A 15,136-nucleotide genomic window follows, 5' to 3' on the forward strand; every position below is an offset into this window, starting at 1 on the left:
CCCCGCCGAATGCGCCGTACCGCCACGACGCGCGGTCTCGGCGTGGCGGTACGGCGACCTCGTGCGGCTCCCGTGAGAGCTTCGTCCCGGTGGCGGGGCCCCGCGCCGCGAGCGTGCGTGCGTGCCGCGGGCGGCGTGCCCTGTGCGGCGGGTGCAGCGCGTGCGGTGCGGGGTCGTCGGAGCCGGGAACGATGTGCGATGAACGTGTCCCACTGTGTGATTTCCCCCTCCCTCCGCACCGCGAAACGACCGGTTGCGGGATGCTGGAGATAACGTTCGTTCACTTCCCGGGCCGGTGTGGGACCGGGACCGTACGGTTCCGTACCGGATGGTGTAGTCGTTCATGGAGGCAGTGATGGGTGTGGCAGCCGGTCCGATCCGCGTGGTGGTGGCCAAGCCGGGGCTCGACGGCCACGATCGCGGGGCCAAGGTGATCGCGCGGGCGCTGCGCGACGCCGGTATGGAGGTCATCTACACCGGGCTCCACCAGACCCCCGAGCAGATCGTGGACACCGCGATCCAGGAGGACGCCGACGCGATCGGGCTCTCCATCCTCTCCGGCGCGCACAACACGCTCTTCGCGGCCGTGATCGAGCTGCTGAAGGAACGGGACGCGGCGGACATCCTCGTCTTCGGCGGCGGGATCATCCCCGAGGCGGACATCGCCCCGCTGAAGGAGAAGGGCGTCGCGGAGATCTTCACGCCCGGGGCGACGACGGCGTCGATCGTGGAGTGGGTCCGGTCGAACGTACGGCAGCCCGCGGGGGCGTGAGCGGTGGGGCGCGGGTGAGCGGCGCATGGCGAGCGGTGGGTTGCGGTGAGTACGGGTGCGGCCGTGTGAGCGGTGGCGCGGCGGTGTGATCGGCGGTCGTGCGATCGGTACTCGCGGTGTGCTGTTGCCCGGCTGCGGCGTCAGCCGGTCGGTGGCCGCAGCTCCTCCGTCATCGCGGCGCGCAGGCGCAGGGTCGTGACCAGGCGCTGGAAGGCTTCCGCCCAGTAGCCGCCGGCGCCCGGGGAGGCGTCCTCCGGTTCGTCCGGGACGGCCAGGAGGCCGTCCAGGCGGCTCGCCTCGGACGGGTCGAGGCAGCGCTCGGCCAGGCCCATGACCCCGCTGAAGCTCCACGGGTAACTCCCGGCGTCCCGCGCGATGTTGAGGGCGTCGACCACGGCCCGGCCGAGCGGCGGGGCCCACGGCACCGCGCACACCCCGAGCAGCTGGAACGCCTCGGACAGCCCGTGCGTCGCGATGAACCCCGCCACCCACTCGGCGCGCTCCCCGGCCGCCAGCGTGCCGAGCAGCTTGGCGCGCTCGGCGAGGGACACCGCGCCCGGGCCGCCCGCCTCCGGTGCCGTCGGTTCCCCGAGCAGCGCCCGCGCCCACGCCGCGTCCCGCTGCCGTACCGCCGCCCGGCACCACGCCGCGTGCAGCTCGCCCTGCCAGCCGTCCGCCACCGGGAGCGCGACGATCTCCCGCGGCGTACGGCCGCCCAGCCTGCGGGGCCACACCCCGAGTGGCGCCGCCTCCACCAACTGGCCGAACCACCACGAACGTTCCCCCCGCCCGGCCGGCGGCTTGGACATCACGCCGTCCCGCTCCATCGCGGCATCGCACTCGTGGGGTGCCTCGACGCCTATGGTCGGGGTGCTGTGCGTGTGGTCGAGGGCCACGCACGCCTCGGCCCTGGCCGCCATCCGCGCGGCGAGCGCCGACTCCGGCAGGGCCGACAGCAGCTCCGCCGCCGTCGCCCTGACGTTGCGGCTGCGGTCGGCCAGCGCCTGCTCCAGGAACGGCTCGTCCCGCGAGGTCAGCCCCGTACGCAGGGAGTCGAGGAACATCAGCCGGTCCTCGGCCCGTTCCGTCGCCCACGTCGTCTCCAGCAGCTCGCGCGCGGCGGCCGGGTCGCGGGCGCGCAGCGCGCAGAGCAGGGCGACGCGCTCGGCGAACAGGCCCTCCCGCCACAGCTGATGGACGCGGTCCGTCTCCTCCGGACGCGGCAGGGCGTTGCCGCCGCCCGGGGTGGCGCGCAGCGCGAAGCGCCAGTCCGGGTTCAGGCGGGCCAGCCACAGGGCGCGCGGTCCCGCGAAGGCCAGTGCCGCCGGACGCAGGTCGGTCCGGCCCCGGGCCGCGTCCAGCAGCGCGGGCAGCGACTCGGGCGGGGCCGCGTACCCGTGCGCGTGGGCAGCCGACAGCCACTGCGGCAACAGCTCCATGAGGTCCGGCGCCGTCCCTCTGCGGCCTCCGCCCGAGGCGCCCGGACGGTCGGCGAGCAGCATCGCCAGCCGTCGGGCGGCGGCGGGCGGCAGCGGCGGGCGCGCGTCCTCGGGTGCTGGTTCCGGCCGGTGCGCGGCGCGCGCGGGACGCAGCCCGGCCCGGCGCCGCACGGTCCCCTCGGCCGCCGCGTCCAGCAGCGCGAGCGGGGCGTCCGGGCCCGGCGCGCACCCCGGGGGCGTACGCCGAGCGGTTCCGAGGAGCGCCGTGGTGACCAGCTCTTCCCAGAGGGTGGCCGACCCGGTGGTCGGAGTGCTGTTCAGGGGCGTCTTCACGGGGCTTTCCCTTCGGGGGAGTGGCCGGGCATTCCAAGGACGTCGGTCAGCACAGGGAGACCGCGGGGCCGCCCCTCTCCGGCCACGCCGTCAGCGGGGTGAAGCCCTGGTGGCCGCACTCGCCGAAGACCTTGACGGGGGCGCCGCCCGAGAGCGCCACGAGGCGCCACAGGCCCGGGCGGGAACGGGCGGCCGGGGTCAGGGGCAGCGCCGTGTCCTCGTCGGCGTCGGCCAGCTGCCACGCGTCGCCGTCCCGGGCCGGCACGACCCGGTCCAGCGTCACCGGCACCGAGTCCAGCCACGGATCGTCCCGCAGCGCCGTGCCGTACCGGACGGCGGCCTGCGTCGTGGAGATGCCCGGCGGGCGTATCTCCGTCGCCTCCGGCGCCGCGAACCGCTCGCCCAGCGCCGCCCGCTGCCGTCCCCCGCCCGGATACGGCGACACCTCCGCCTCCAGCGTCAGCCCCACCGGCAGCGCCAGCTCGGGGGCCCGGCCCGCGGCGCCGTACGAGAGGAGGAGCGGGGTGCGGTGCGAATCCGCGCCGTACAGCCAGATGCGGCGGGTCGTCAGGCGGCTGTCCGCCGTGTCGTACTGGGCGAGGACCAGCCACCGGTCCCGTATCGCCGGGCCCGACGGCGAGGCGGGCAGGCCGACCCGGGAGCGGACCGTGGCCGCGAGGTCGTCCGGCAGCAGCTCGCGGCGCAGCCAGGCGCGGTTGAGCAGGTGGAGCAGCGCGGCCTCCTCCAGCAACCGCACCGGCCAGCCCGACCCGGACGACGGAACCGCCCCCAGCTCCCGCACGCGCGAGGCCAGCCCGGACGCCTGGGCGTCGACCATGCGGGCCGCCGTCTCCTCCCACAGCCCGTACCCCGCCCGCTCGGCGCCGGCCAGGCCGCCGCGCAGCAGGTCCGCCAGCCGCTGCTCCAGCTCGGTCACGCCCGCGGTGATCCGCTCGGCCCGGCGCTCCGCCCTGCGCCGCGCCGCCTCCGGGTCCGCCGCACCGGACGCGGAACCGGCCTCGTCCACCGGACGCTTCCCCGCCGACCGCTCCCTTCTGTCCGACAGCCACTGCGCCGCCCAGTCCGGCGGCTCCCCCGGCGGCACCGCGTCGGCCGCGCTCGCCCACAGCAGGAGAAGCCCCAGGGCGTGCTTGCACGGGAACTTCCGGCTCGGACAACTGCACCTGTACGCCGGGCCGGACGCGCCCGCCAGATCCACGACCGTCTGATACGGCCTGCTGCCACTGCCCCGGCACAGCCCCCACACCGTCCCCCCGTCCTGACCGGTCCCCGACCACGGTCCGGCCGCGCCGAGCTTGCTCCCCGCCTTGCGTGACGCGTCGTCAGGCGCCAGTGACAGCACCTGGTCCGCGGTCCAGCGCACCCCCTGCTGAGTCATGACACCGAAGGTAGATCCACCCACTGACAATCGCCCCGACGAACGCGTTTTCGCAGGTCAGAACGCGTTGTCAGTGCCGTGGTGCACGGTGGGACCAGATCCGAACCGGCCGAGCTGGAGGGGGACTCAGCCATGCCTGCTTCCGTAGAGACCGCACCCGCAGATCCCAGTCGGAACGACCCCGCGCCCACCGTCACGGGCCCGGGAGGAGACACGCCCGCGCCCGGACCGCAGGTGCTGCGGCCGCACGCCGAGGACGCCTTCGCCGACGAACTGACCGCGCTCGCCGCGCACGACGACCGGCCGCGCCCCGCCCGCTGGAAGCTGTCGCCGTGGGCCGTGGCGACGTACCTGCTGGGCGGCACCTTGCCGGACGGCACCGTGATCACACCCAAGTACGTGGGGCCGCGCCGCATCGTCGAGGTCGCCGTCACCACGCTCGCCACCGACCGCGCCCTGCTCCTGCTCGGCGTCCCCGGCACCGCCAAGACCTGGGTCTCCGAGCACCTCGCCGCGGCGGTCAGCGGCGACTCCACACTGCTGGTCCAAGGCACGGCCGGCACCCCGGAGGAGGCGATCCGGTACGGCTGGAACTACGCGCAGCTGCTCGCCCACGGCCCCAGCCGCGACGCGCTCGTCCCCAGCCCGGTCATGCGGGCCATGGCGGAGGGCATGACGGCCCGCGTCGAGGAGCTGACCCGCATCCCGGCCGACGTGCAGGACACGCTCATCACGATCCTGTCGGAGAAGACGCTGCCGATACCGGAACTGGGCTCGGAGGTGCAGGCCGTACGCGGCTTCAACCTCATCGCCACGGCCAACGACCGCGACCGCGGGGTCAACGACCTGTCCAGCGCCCTGCGCCGCCGCTTCAACACGGTCGTGCTGCCGCTGCCCGAGAGCCCCGAGGCGGAGGTCGACATCGTCTCGCGCCGCGTCGACCAGATCGGCCGCTCCCTCGACCTGCCCGCCGTGCCCGACGGCGCCGACGAGATCCGGCGCGTCGTGACCGTCTTCCGCGAGCTGCGCGACGGGGTCACGACCGACGGGCGTACGAAGCTGAAGTCGCCCAGCGGCACCCTGTCGACGGCCGAGGCGATCTCCGTCGTCACCAGCGGGCTCGCCCTGGCGGCGCACTTCGGTGACGGCGTGCTGCGGCCGGGTGACGTCGCCGCGGGCCTCCTCGGCGCCGTCGTCCGCGACCCGGCGGCCGACCGGGTCATCTGGCAGGAGTACCTGGAGACGGTCGTCCGGGAGCGGGACGGCTGGACGGACTTCTACCGCGCCTGCCGGGAGGTGAGCGCGTGATCCGTGACCTGAGTGCGGTGTGGTCGGCGCCGGCCATGGGCTTGCCGGGCGGGTCCGGTGACGGCGACTCGTCGTGGCCGCGGCGTTCCGTGGCGGACGACGACTCCCGGTGGCCCCGCAGGGGAGGGGGACGGCATGACCGGTGCTGAAGGGACCGGCGGGGGACCGCTGTTGCTCGGGGTGCGGCACCACGGTCCGGGCTCGGCGCGGGCGGTCCGGGCGGCGCTGGACGCCGCCCGGCCCCGGGTCCTGCTGATCGAGGGCCCACCCGAGGCCGACAGCTTGATCCCGCTGGCCGGGGACGAGGCCATGCGCCCGCCGGTCGCGCTGCTCGCCCACGCCGTGGACGAGCCGGGCCGCTCGGCGTTCTGGCCACTGGCCGAGTTCTCCCCCGAGTGGGTGGCGATCCACTGGGCCCTGTCCCACGACATCCCGGCCCGCTTCATCGACCTGCCCGCCACACACACGCTGGCATGGCAGAGCAAGGAGAACGATTCGACTCCGGACGACCACGACCCCGAAAAGGCCGCGGGGAACGCCGCGACCAGCCACCCACGGCGGAACGACGACCCGTCGGCATGGGCGAGCAACTCCACGCCCGGTGGCGGCATCCCCGCAAGGGGCGCGGGGAACTGCGCGACCAGCCACCCACTGCCCGCAGCCGGGGACGCACAGGGCCACCCCTGGCGGGACGCCCGGGACGCACACGGTAACCCCCGGCGAGACGCCCGGGACGCACACGGCCACCCCCAGCGGGACGCAAGCCACGACAACCGCCGGGAAGCCCTCCGCATCGACCCCCTCGCCGTCCTCGCCGAAACCGCCGGCTACGACGACCCCGAACGCTGGTGGGAGGACGTGATCGAACACCGCGGCACCGCGGACGCGAACCCGCTCGCGCCGTTCACCGCGCTCGAGGAGGCGATGGGCGCGCTGCGGGAGACGTACGGGGACGGCGGCCACGGGCGGGACGCCGTGCGGGAGGCGCACATGCGGCTCCAGGTCCGTGCGGCGCAGCGGGAGTTCGGTGCCGCGGTGGCCGTGGTGTGCGGGGCGTGGCACGTGCCCGCGCTGCGGCGGAGGACCACCGTCGCCGCCGACCGCGCACTGCTGAAGGGCCTGCCCAAGGTCAGGACCGACATGACGTGGGTGCCGTGGACCAACCGGAGACTGTCCCGGTCCAGCGGATACGGCGCGGGCATCGACTCGCCGGGCTGGTACGGGCATCTGTTCGGCGTGCCGGACCGGCCGGTCGAGCGCTGGCTGACCAGGGTCGCCGGGCTGTTGCGCGCCGAGGACCGGACGGTCTCCCCGGCGCACGTCATCGAGGCGGTGCGGCTGGCGGAGACGCTCGCGGCGCTGCGCGGCCGGCCGCTGCCCGGCCTGAGCGAGACGACCGACGCGGTGCGGGCGGTGATGTGCGACGGCTCGGACGTGCCGCTGGCGCTGGTGCACGACCGGCTGGTCGTCGGGGACGCGATGGGCGAGGTGCCGCCGACGGCGCCCGCGGTGCCGCTCCAACGGGACCTCGCCCGGTCGCAGCGCAGGTTGCGGCTCAAGCCGGAGGCGCTGGAGCGGGAGCTGGAGCTCGACCTGCGCAAGGAGACCGACGCGGGGCGCAGCAGGCTCCTGCACCGGCTGCGGCTGCTCGGCGTGGAGTGGGGGGAGCCGGCGGCCTCGCGGGGGAGTACGGGGACGTTCCGGGAGACGTGGCGGCTGCGCTGGGAGCCCGAGCTGGCCGTGCGGGTCGCGGAGGCGGGGGTGTGGGGGACGACGGTGTTCGCCGCCGCGACCGCCAAGGCCGAGGCGGACGCCGTGGCGGCGCCGGGCCTGGCCGACGTGACCGGGCTCGCGGAGCGGTGCCTGCTGGCCGAACTGCCGGACGCGCTGCCCACGGTGATGCGGATCCTCGCCGACCGGGCGGCGCTCGACACCGACGTCGGGCACCTCGCCCAGGCGCTGCCCGCCCTGGTCCGGGCGCTGCGGTACGGGGACGTGCGCGGCACGGACACCGCCGCGCTCGCCGAGGTCGCGGCGGGGCTCGCCGAGCGCCTCTTCGTCGGCCTGCCCCCGGCGTGCGCCGGGCTGGACGCCGACGCCGCCGAGGAGATGCGGGGTCACGTGGACGCCGTGCACGGGGCGGTGGGGCTGCTGGGCGACGCCCCGGCGCCCGGGCACGGCGAGCTGCGCGGCCGTTGGCGGGGCGTGCTGCGCACCCTGTCCGCGCGGGACACCGTGCCCGGCGTCGTCCGCGGGCGTGCCGTGCGGCTCCTGCTGGACGACGGGGAGCTGGAGCAGGAGGAGGCGGCACGGCTGATGAGCCTCGTGCTGTCCCCGGGCACCCCGCCCGCGGACGCCGCCGCGTGGATCGAGGGCTTCGTCGGCGGCGGCTCGGGCGGCGGGATGCTGCTGGTGCACGACGAGCGGCTGCTCGGCCTGGTCGACGCGTGGCTGACCGGCGTGTCGGCGGACGCGTTCACGGACGTACTGCCGCTGCTGCGGCGGACGTTCTCGGCGTACGAGCCCGGGGTGCGGCGCACCCTCGGTGAGCTGGTCCGGCGTGGACCGGGCAGGCGGGGGAGCGGCGGGGCCACCGGGGCGGGCACGGCCGGGTTCGCGGCCGACCTGGACGTCGAGCGCGCGGACGCGGTGCTGCCGGTGGTGCGGCTGCTGCTGGGGTCCCGGGGAGGCGCGAAGGCCGCGGCGGAGGACGGCGAGGGGCACAACGACCCTGTGGGGGTGGGACATGACGGCCGAACCGACTGATCCGGCCGGCCGGCCCGGTGATCCGGCCGATCCGGCGGGCGAGAGGCTCAGGCGCTGGCGGCTGGTGCTGGGCGGCGACGGCGCCGACGGCACGCAGTGCGCGCTGTCGGGGCGGGACGCGGCGATGGACTCCGCGCTCACCGCGCTCTACGGGACGGGGGAGAGACCGCGCACGGGCCGGGACCGTGCGGCCGGGCTCGGGGCGTCGGCGCCGTCGGTGGCGCGCTGGCTCGGCGACATCCGCGCGTACTTCCCGTCGTCCGTCGTGCAGGTCATGCAGCGCGACGCCATCGACCGGCTCGGACTCGCCACGCTGCTGCTCGAACCGGAGATGCTGGAGGCGGTGGAGGCCGACGTGCACCTCGTCGGCACGCTCCTGTCGCTGAACAAGGCGATGCCGGAGACGACGAAGGAGACGGCACGGGCCGTCGTGCGCAAAGTGGTCGAGGACCTGGAAGGGCGGCTCGCCACCCGCACCCGGGCCACGCTCACCGGCGCGCTCGACCGCAGCGCCCGCGTCAGCCGGCCGCGCCACCACGACATCGACTGGAACCGCACGATCGCGGCCAACCTCAAGCACTACCTGCCGGAACAGCGCACGGTCGTGCCGGAACGGCTCGTGGGGTACGGGCGCGCGTCGCGGTCGGTGAAGAAGGACGTGGTCCTCTGCGTCGACCAGTCGGGGTCCATGGCGGCGTCGGTGGTGTACGCGTCGGTGTTCGGGGCGGTGCTCGCGTCCATGCGGTCGATCAGCACACGGCTCGTCGTGTTCGACACGGCGGTCGTCGACCTCACCGACCAGCTCGACGACCCCGTGGACGTCCTGTTCGGCACGCAGCTCGGCGGCGGCACGGACATCAACCGGGCGCTGGCCTACTGCCAGTCGCAGATCACCCGGCCCGCGGAGACGGTGGTGGTGCTGATCAGCGACCTCTACGAAGGGGGCATCCGCAACGAGATGCTGAAGCGGGTGGCGGCGATGAAGGCGTCGGGGGTGCAGTTCGTGACGCTGCTGGCGCTGTCGGACGAAGGGGCGCCCGCCTACGACCGGGAGCACGCGGCGGCGCTCGCCGCACTGGGCGCGCCGGCCTTCGCCTGTACGCCGGATCTGTTCCCGGAGGTGATGGCGGCGGCGATCGAGAAACGGCCGCTGCCGATACCGGACAGCGAGTGTGGCCCAGCAAAACGGACATGAGCCCCCATCGGGACCGGGGGGGCTTGCACAACCTCAGGAGGCACATGCAAGGATCGGCGGGCAGTCACTGCTCGTGACACGTGACTGCACGTCACTGCACGCCGACCGTTTCGCCGTACGGGAAGAAGCTCTCCCTTTTGATCTGGCCAGCAGCCCTGTCCGGAGCCGCCGTGCGCGTCCTGCGCGGGGTGGCCGGGCGGCGTGCGCTCCACGTGGCGCTGCTGGTGGGCGGGGTGTTCGCCCTCGCGCTGGTCAGCGGGGAGCGGGCCGAGGCGGCGGAGAGCGCGCCGTCGGTGACGGCGAGCGTGACGACTCCGGCCGTGGCCACCTCCTCGGCGACGACGGCGGTGACGAGTCCGGCCGCGACATCGGCACTGAGCCCGGCCGTGACATCGGCAGTGAGCCCGGCCGTGAGCTCGGCCGCGAAGGTGACCGGGGCCGTCGCGCCGGACGGGCCCACGGCAGCGTCCGACGCGACCTCTGCACCCGCCTCCCGGGACTCCCTCCGGCCGCTCGCCGAGCAGTCCGCCACGAGGCCGCACGACCCGGCCGGGCACCTGGCCGGCGCACTCCGCGACGCGAGCGAAGGAGCCGTCGGCGGGCTCGGCAAGAGCGGCGAACGCGTCGTCACCGGGCTCGGTGAAGGCGGCGAGCGCCTCGCGGACGGCCTCGGCGGCGTGCGGGACAGGGTGCCGCCGCGCGCGGCGCTGCCCACGCTGCCCCCGTCGGCCGCCCTGCCGACGCTCCCGCAACCCCTGCCCGCACCGGTCACCGGCACCCCGGAGCCGGGCCCCACCGACAACGGCCCCGCCGACCGGCGCCACGTCGGCCGCTCCACCGACACGGCGGTCGGCACCGCGTACGACCCGGGCCTTCCCGTCGCCCCCGCGTACGCCACCTGGCACAGGGCGCAGGACCACGGCAGGTCCGTGCCCGCCGCGCACGCGGTCGTTCCCACGCCCCTCCAGCAGGCGCCCGGCGGTGAGCCCGACGGGGCGCTGGGCAGCCGCGCTGCCGCGGACGGAGGCAGTTCGCGGTACGGCGACCCGCAGGCCGTCAGCCCCGTCCAGCGGGCGCCGTTCCGGCTCGCGCCCGGTGCCGCCGTGAGCGTCGACGCGGCCGGGACCCGGGACCGGTACCGGGACATTCCCGTTTTTCCCGGCTAGGCAGGCCGTTCCCCCGCAGTAGACCTGCCGCGCGGGGGCGGACACAGGTCTGCCCGCCCGTCCGGGACCCTTCGCCGGACGGCAGCCGCCGGGGCCGCGACCGCATCGAGACGGTCCTTCGAGGTCCCCGGCCCGGAAATGTCCCCAAGTTTTCCAGCGTCCCGGAGTTCCCCACGGGCTCCGGCACCGCGGACTAAGGATCTGACGCACGCATGAACAAGAACATCCGCCGTTCCATCGTCATAGCCGCCGGAGTCACCGGTGCCTGGGCGCTCGGCTCCGCCACCGCCACCGCGGACGAGCTGCCCGCCTCCTCCCTCTCCGTGCCGGACGCGACCACTGACGCCACCGACACAACCCCGGACACCGCCGGCCTCCTCGGCGTGGTCACCGGCACCGTCTCCGACACGGTCGACGGCGTCGTCTCCGACGTACGGGACACCGTGTCCGGCGTGTCCGGCGGCGCGTCCGCCACGGTGGAGGACGCCGCCGATACGCGGCGCACCGTCGGCGGCACGGCCCGGACCGTCGAGCGGACCGCGGACACGCCCGTCGACGCCGCCGAGCGGGCCCGCCGTTACGTCGACGCGAAGGTCACCGTCCCGCACGCGCCGAAGGCCCGGGGTGCGGAGGCCGTCCAGGGCGCCAAGGCCGCCCGTGCCGCCGCCGAGGCCGGGATCGGGGTGAGCGTCGACCAGGGCGGGGCCACCGCCGAGCAGGTGGTGACCCGCGCGGTGTCCGACACCGTTCCGGACTCGCCGCAGGACGCCATCGACTACCTCTTCGGCCCGCTGGCCGCCTTCGCGCCCGAGCTGGAGCAGGCCCTGGCCGCCGCCCGGACGAAGCTGAACGGCGCCCGCCCGGCCGCCCAGGCCCATGCGCAGGGCGTCGCCGCCGCCGTCCGCACCACGGCAGACCAGGCAGACGAGGTCCAGGAGATCGACCAGCTCGACCAGGCCGACGAAACGGTCGCGGACGCGGGCCGCACGGCCACCGGCGTGACCGGCGCCGCGCAGACCACCGTCGCCGGTGCCCAGTCCCGTGTCACCGGGGCCACGGGCACCGCCCGGGGCGAGGCGGGCAGGGCCGCCAGCGCGGCCGGGGCGTCCGTCTCCGCCGTCCCGAGCCACGTCACCGGCACCGTCAACGGCGTCCGCCAGCACGTCGTCGGCAAGATGGTCACCGTCCCCGGCACGGTTGCCGCCGTCCCCGGCAAGGTCACGCCGGTCGTCGAGGAGACCGCCCACGCGGCGGTGCCCCCGGTGGCGGGCGCCGCCGTGGCCGGGGCCGAGCCGGTCGCCGGCCGTGCCGTGTCCGGTGCGGTGCCGGTCGCCGAGCACACGGTGGCCGGGACGCGGACGGTGGTCGCCGGCGCGGTCGCCGACGTCCGGCCCGTCGCGCAGGGTGTCGCCGAGGACGTGCCGCCGTACGCCACCGGTCTGGCCGGCCAGGTGGCCGCCGACGCCACGGGCGCCGCGCTGCCGCCGCTCGCGCACACCGCCGTGCGGGGCGCGGTCCCGGTCGCCGGGCAGGCCGCCGCCGACGCGAGCGGACCGGCCTACGGCGTCGCGGGTGATGCGCGGGCGTTCGCGGGCGGCACCGCCGGGTCCGTGGCGCCGCTGGCGTACGGCGTCGCCGGGCAGGCGGGCGGATTCGCCGAGGGTGTCACGGGTGAGGTGCCGCCGTTCGCGTACGGCGTGGCCGAGGCCGCGCGGCCCGTCGTGGACACCGTGGCCGACACCGTGCAGCCCTTCGCCCGCGGCGTCGGCGGCAGCGCCACGGCGCTCGCGTACGGCGTCACGGGCCACGCCGCGCCCTTCACCGAGGGCGTCGCCGGACGGGCCGGCGGGGTCGCCGGGCAGGCCGTGCCGTTCGCAGAGGGCGTGACCGGCTCCGTCCGGGACGCCGCGGGCCCGCTCGCCCACCACGCCGTCACGGGCACCGAGGGCGTCGCCGAGTCGGCCACGCCGGGCTACGCCCAGGACGCGCTGGGCCACGCCCATGACCTCCAGGGCCACGCCCAGGACCTGCGGTACGGCACCCCGTACAGCCCTTCGCACGGCATCTGACGGCCGCTGACGATCGCAGCGCACTCATCTCCGCAGGGGCCGCACGACCCGGGCGGCCGAAAGCCGTCGGCCCGTCCGGCCGGCCCCTTGCGGAGAGTGCGCGTCGGCCCCACCGGGGCGGGGACCGGCCGCACCGCACCTCCGGAGGACGGGACGTCCGCCGCTCCCCGGGGCTGTTCCAGGGGCCTCACCGGGTCAACCCCAGCCCGGTGAGGCCCCTCACTCGCGGCACGGCGTGCCAGTGATTCCGGCATCATGTGACAGGTATCACCGCTCAGGTGTGAGATGCGATTTAGAGACGTTCCACTCGCGGCGATAACCTGCGAGACGGACATGCCGCGCGCTCGGACACCGTGTGCGCCTCCCCTGTGACACATGCGGTCGTCACGTTGCCCTTCGCGGCACGCCCACGCATCCAACGAACCGCGAGATCACTGATAGGGACGGAAGCGCGTGGACCTGTTCGAGTACCAGGCGAGGGACCTCTTCGCCAAGCACGATGTACCGGTGCTGGCCGGTGAAGTCATCGACACGCCTGAGGCGGCCCGCGCAGCCACTGAGCGTCTCGGTGGCAAGTCCGTCGTCAAGGCCCAGGTGAAGGTCGGCGGGCGTGGCAAGGCCGGTGGCGTGAAGCTGGCCGGCTCCCCGGACGAGGCCGTCGCCCGGGCGACGGACATCCTCGGCATGGACATCAAGGGCCACACGGTCCACAAGGTGATGATCGCCGAGACGGCTCCGGAGATCCTGGAGGAGTACTACGTCTCCTTCCTCCTCGACCGTGCCAACCGCACCTTCCTCTCCATCGCGTCCGTCGAGGGCGGCGTGGACATCGAGGAGGTGGCCGCCACCCGCCCGGAGGCCGTCGCCAAGATCGCGATCGACGCCATCGACGGTGTCGACACGGCGAAGGCCCAGGAGATCGTGGCCGCCGCGAAGTTCCCGGCCGAGGTGGCCGACAAGGTCGCCGACGTCCTGGTCCGGCTGTGGGACACCTTCATCAAGGAGGACGCCCTCCTGGTCGAGGTGAACCCGCTGGCCAAGGTCGCCTCCGGTGACGTCATCGCCCTCGACGGCAAGGTGTCGCTGGACGACAACGCCGAGTTCCGCCACCCGGACTTCGAGGAGTTCCACGACAAGGCCGCCGCCAACCCGCTGGAGGCCGCTGCCAAGGCCAAGGGCCTGAACTACGTGAAGCTCGACGGCGAGGTCGGCATCATCGGCAACGGCGCCGGCCTGGTCATGTCGACCCTGGACGTCGTCGCGTACGCCGGTGAGAAGCACTCCGGTGTGAAGCCGGCGAACTTCCTCGACATCGGCGGCGGCGCCTCGGCCGAGGTCATGGCGAACGGCCTGGAGATCATCCTCGGCGACCCGGACGTCAAGTCGGTCTTCGTCAACGTCTTCGGCGGCATCACCGCCTGCGACGCCGTCGCCAACGGCATCGTGCAGGCCCTGGAGCTGCTCAAGAGCAAGGGCGAAGAGGTCAACAAGCCGCTGGTCGTGCGTCTCGACGGCAACAACGCCGAGCTGGGCCGCAAGATCCTCAACGACGCCAACCACCCGCTCGTGCAGCAGGTGGACACCATGGACGGCGCGGCCGACAAGGCCGCCGAGCTGGCTGCTGCCGCGAAGTAAGGGACGAGGTACCAGAACACCATGGCTATCTTCCTCACCAAGGAATCCAAGGTCATCGTCCAGGGCATGACCGGCTCCGAGGGCCAGAAGCACACCCGCCGCATGCTGGCGTCCGGCACGAACGTCGTCGGCGGCGTGAACCCGCGCAAGGCGGGCACCACCGTCGACTTCGACGGCACGGAGGTACCCGTCTTCGGCTCCGTCAGGGAGGCCATCGAGAAGACCGGCGCCGACGTGACGGTCATCTTCGTCCCGGAGAAGTTCACCAAGGACGCCGTCGTCGAGGCCATCGACGCCGAGATCCCGCTCGCGGTCGTCATCACCGAGGGCGTCGCCGTGCACGACACCGCCAACTTCTGGGCGTACGCCGCCAAGAAGGGCAACAAGACCCGCATCATCGGCCCGAACTGCCCGGGCCTGATCACGCCGGGTCAGTCGAACGCCGGCATCATCCCGGCCGACATCACCAAGCCGGGCCGCATCGGCCTGGTGTCGAAGTCCGGCACGCTGACGTACCAGATGATGTACGAGCTGCGCGACATCGGCTTCTCGACCTGCGTCGGCATCGGCGGTGACCCGATCATCGGCACCACGCACATCGACGCCCTGAAGGCCTTCCAGGACGACCCCGACACCGACCTGATCGTCATGATCGGCGAGATCGGCGGCGACGCCGAGGAGCGGGCCGCGGCCTTCATCAAGGACAACGTGACCAAGCCGGTCGTCGGCTACGTCGCGGGCTTCACCGCGCCCGAGGGCAAGACCATGGGCCACGCCGGCGCCATCGTCTCCGGCTCCTCCGGCACGGCGCAGGCGAAGAAGGAGGCCCTCGAGGCCGCCGGCGTGAAGGTCGGCAAGACGCCGACCGAGACCGCCAAGCTGGCCCGCGAGATCCTCGCCGGCTGAACAGCCTGAACCGGCCGGTCCCCCGACCACGCACGGGCCCGCCCCCACACCTGGGACGCTGTTGGTTAATCCGGGCCGTGATGCTTCGCCCCGTCGAGTTGCTCGGCGGGGCGAAGCCTTGCGAAGTGGCTGGTGCGGGTGCGGGCCC

At 74.6% G+C, this 15,136-nt stretch carries 10 protein-coding genes; 8 read left to right on the top strand and 2 right to left on the bottom strand.

Going from position 1 to position 15,136, the window contains the following annotated elements; genetic code table 11:
* Window positions 1–355 precede the first annotated feature (355 nt).
* The gene (locus AB0M97_RS08160) at window positions 356–772 is read left to right on the top strand and encodes a cobalamin B12-binding domain-containing protein (protein WP_365959905.1); all 417 of its coding nucleotides are present in this window, start codon (window positions 356–358) and stop codon (window positions 770–772) included.
* A gap of 140 nt (window positions 773–912) precedes the next feature.
* On the opposite strand, the gene AB0M97_RS08165 is transcribed toward AB0M97_RS08160, so the two are convergent.
* Window positions 913–2,544: a DUF5691 domain-containing protein gene (locus AB0M97_RS08165; RefSeq protein WP_365959906.1), complete on the bottom strand. Its 1,632-nt coding sequence runs from the start codon at window positions 2,542–2,544 to the stop codon at window positions 913–915.
* A 46-nt stretch (window positions 2,545–2,590) separates the two neighbouring features.
* Window positions 2,591–3,943: an SWIM zinc finger family protein gene (locus AB0M97_RS08170; protein WP_365959907.1), complete on the bottom strand. Its 1,353-nt coding sequence runs from the start codon at window positions 3,941–3,943 to the stop codon at window positions 2,591–2,593.
* 132 nt (window positions 3,944–4,075) lie between these two features.
* On the opposite strand from AB0M97_RS08170, the gene AB0M97_RS08175 reads away from it, so the two are divergent.
* The 7 genes from AB0M97_RS08175 to sucD all read left to right on the top strand — a co-directional run bounded on the left by AB0M97_RS08175 (window position 4,076) and on the right by sucD (window position 14,988).
* The gene (locus AB0M97_RS08175; protein WP_365959908.1) at window positions 4,076–5,251 is read left to right on the top strand and encodes an AAA family ATPase; all 1,176 of its coding nucleotides are present in this window, start codon (window positions 4,076–4,078) and stop codon (window positions 5,249–5,251) included.
* Window positions 5,252–5,386: 135 nt separating this feature from the next.
* Window positions 5,387–8,017: a DUF5682 family protein gene (locus AB0M97_RS08180; RefSeq protein WP_365959909.1), complete on the top strand. Its 2,631-nt coding sequence runs from the start codon at window positions 5,387–5,389 to the stop codon at window positions 8,015–8,017.
* Entirely contained in the window at window positions 7,998–9,212 is a 1,215-nt protein-coding gene (locus tag AB0M97_RS08185) for a VWA domain-containing protein (protein WP_365959910.1), read from the top strand. Before AB0M97_RS08180 ends, AB0M97_RS08185 begins: the two co-directional genes overlap by 20 nt.
* 137 nt (window positions 9,213–9,349) lie before the next feature.
* Complete coding sequence (locus AB0M97_RS08190; RefSeq protein ID WP_365959911.1) at window positions 9,350–10,378, top strand: hypothetical protein; 1,029 nt, start codon at window positions 9,350–9,352, stop codon at window positions 10,376–10,378.
* A 212-nt stretch (window positions 10,379–10,590) separates the two neighbouring features.
* On the top strand, window positions 10,591–12,447 hold the full coding sequence (locus AB0M97_RS08195) for a hypothetical protein (protein WP_365959912.1): 1,857 nt from the start codon (window positions 10,591–10,593) through the stop codon (window positions 12,445–12,447).
* 453 nt (window positions 12,448–12,900) lie between these two features.
* Window positions 12,901–14,082, top strand: coding sequence for an ADP-forming succinate--CoA ligase subunit beta (gene sucC, locus AB0M97_RS08200; protein WP_365959913.1), 1,182 nt, complete (start codon window positions 12,901–12,903; stop codon window positions 14,080–14,082).
* A gap of 21 nt (window positions 14,083–14,103) precedes the next feature.
* Window positions 14,104–14,988 (top strand): succinate--CoA ligase subunit alpha, encoded by an 885-nt coding sequence (sucD, locus tag AB0M97_RS08205; RefSeq protein WP_365959914.1) that lies wholly within the window; start codon window positions 14,104–14,106, stop codon window positions 14,986–14,988.
* The last annotated feature ends 148 nt before the right edge of the window (window positions 14,989–15,136 follow it).

Origin of the sequence: Streptomyces sp. NPDC051207 (genome assembly GCF_040682395.1) — a bacterium.
Lineage (GTDB): Bacteria > Actinomycetota > Actinomycetes > Streptomycetales > Streptomycetaceae > Streptomyces.

What these genes read in the sequence shown, in the direction of transcription:
- AB0M97_RS08175 (WP_365959908.1), top strand. Translation starts at nt 4,076, where the DNA reads ATGCCTGCTTCCGTAGAGACCGCACCCGCAGATCCCAGTCGGAACGAC.
- AB0M97_RS08195 (WP_365959912.1), top strand. Translation starts at nt 10,591, where the DNA reads ATGAACAAGAACATCCGCCGTTCCATCGTCATAGCCGCCGGAGTCACC.
- AB0M97_RS08160 (WP_365959905.1), top strand. Translation starts at nt 356, where the DNA reads ATGGGTGTGGCAGCCGGTCCGATCCGCGTGGTGGTGGCCAAGCCGGGG.
- sucD (WP_365959914.1), top strand. Translation starts at nt 14,104, where the DNA reads ATGGCTATCTTCCTCACCAAGGAATCCAAGGTCATCGTCCAGGGCATG.
- AB0M97_RS08180 (WP_365959909.1), top strand. Translation starts at nt 5,387, where the DNA reads ATGACCGGTGCTGAAGGGACCGGCGGGGGACCGCTGTTGCTCGGGGTG.
- AB0M97_RS08170 (WP_365959907.1), bottom strand. Translation starts at nt 3,943, where the DNA reads ATGACTCAGCAGGGGGTGCGCTGGACCGCGGACCAGGTGCTGTCACTG.
- AB0M97_RS08185 (WP_365959910.1), top strand. Translation starts at nt 7,998, where the DNA reads ATGACGGCCGAACCGACTGATCCGGCCGGCCGGCCCGGTGATCCGGCC.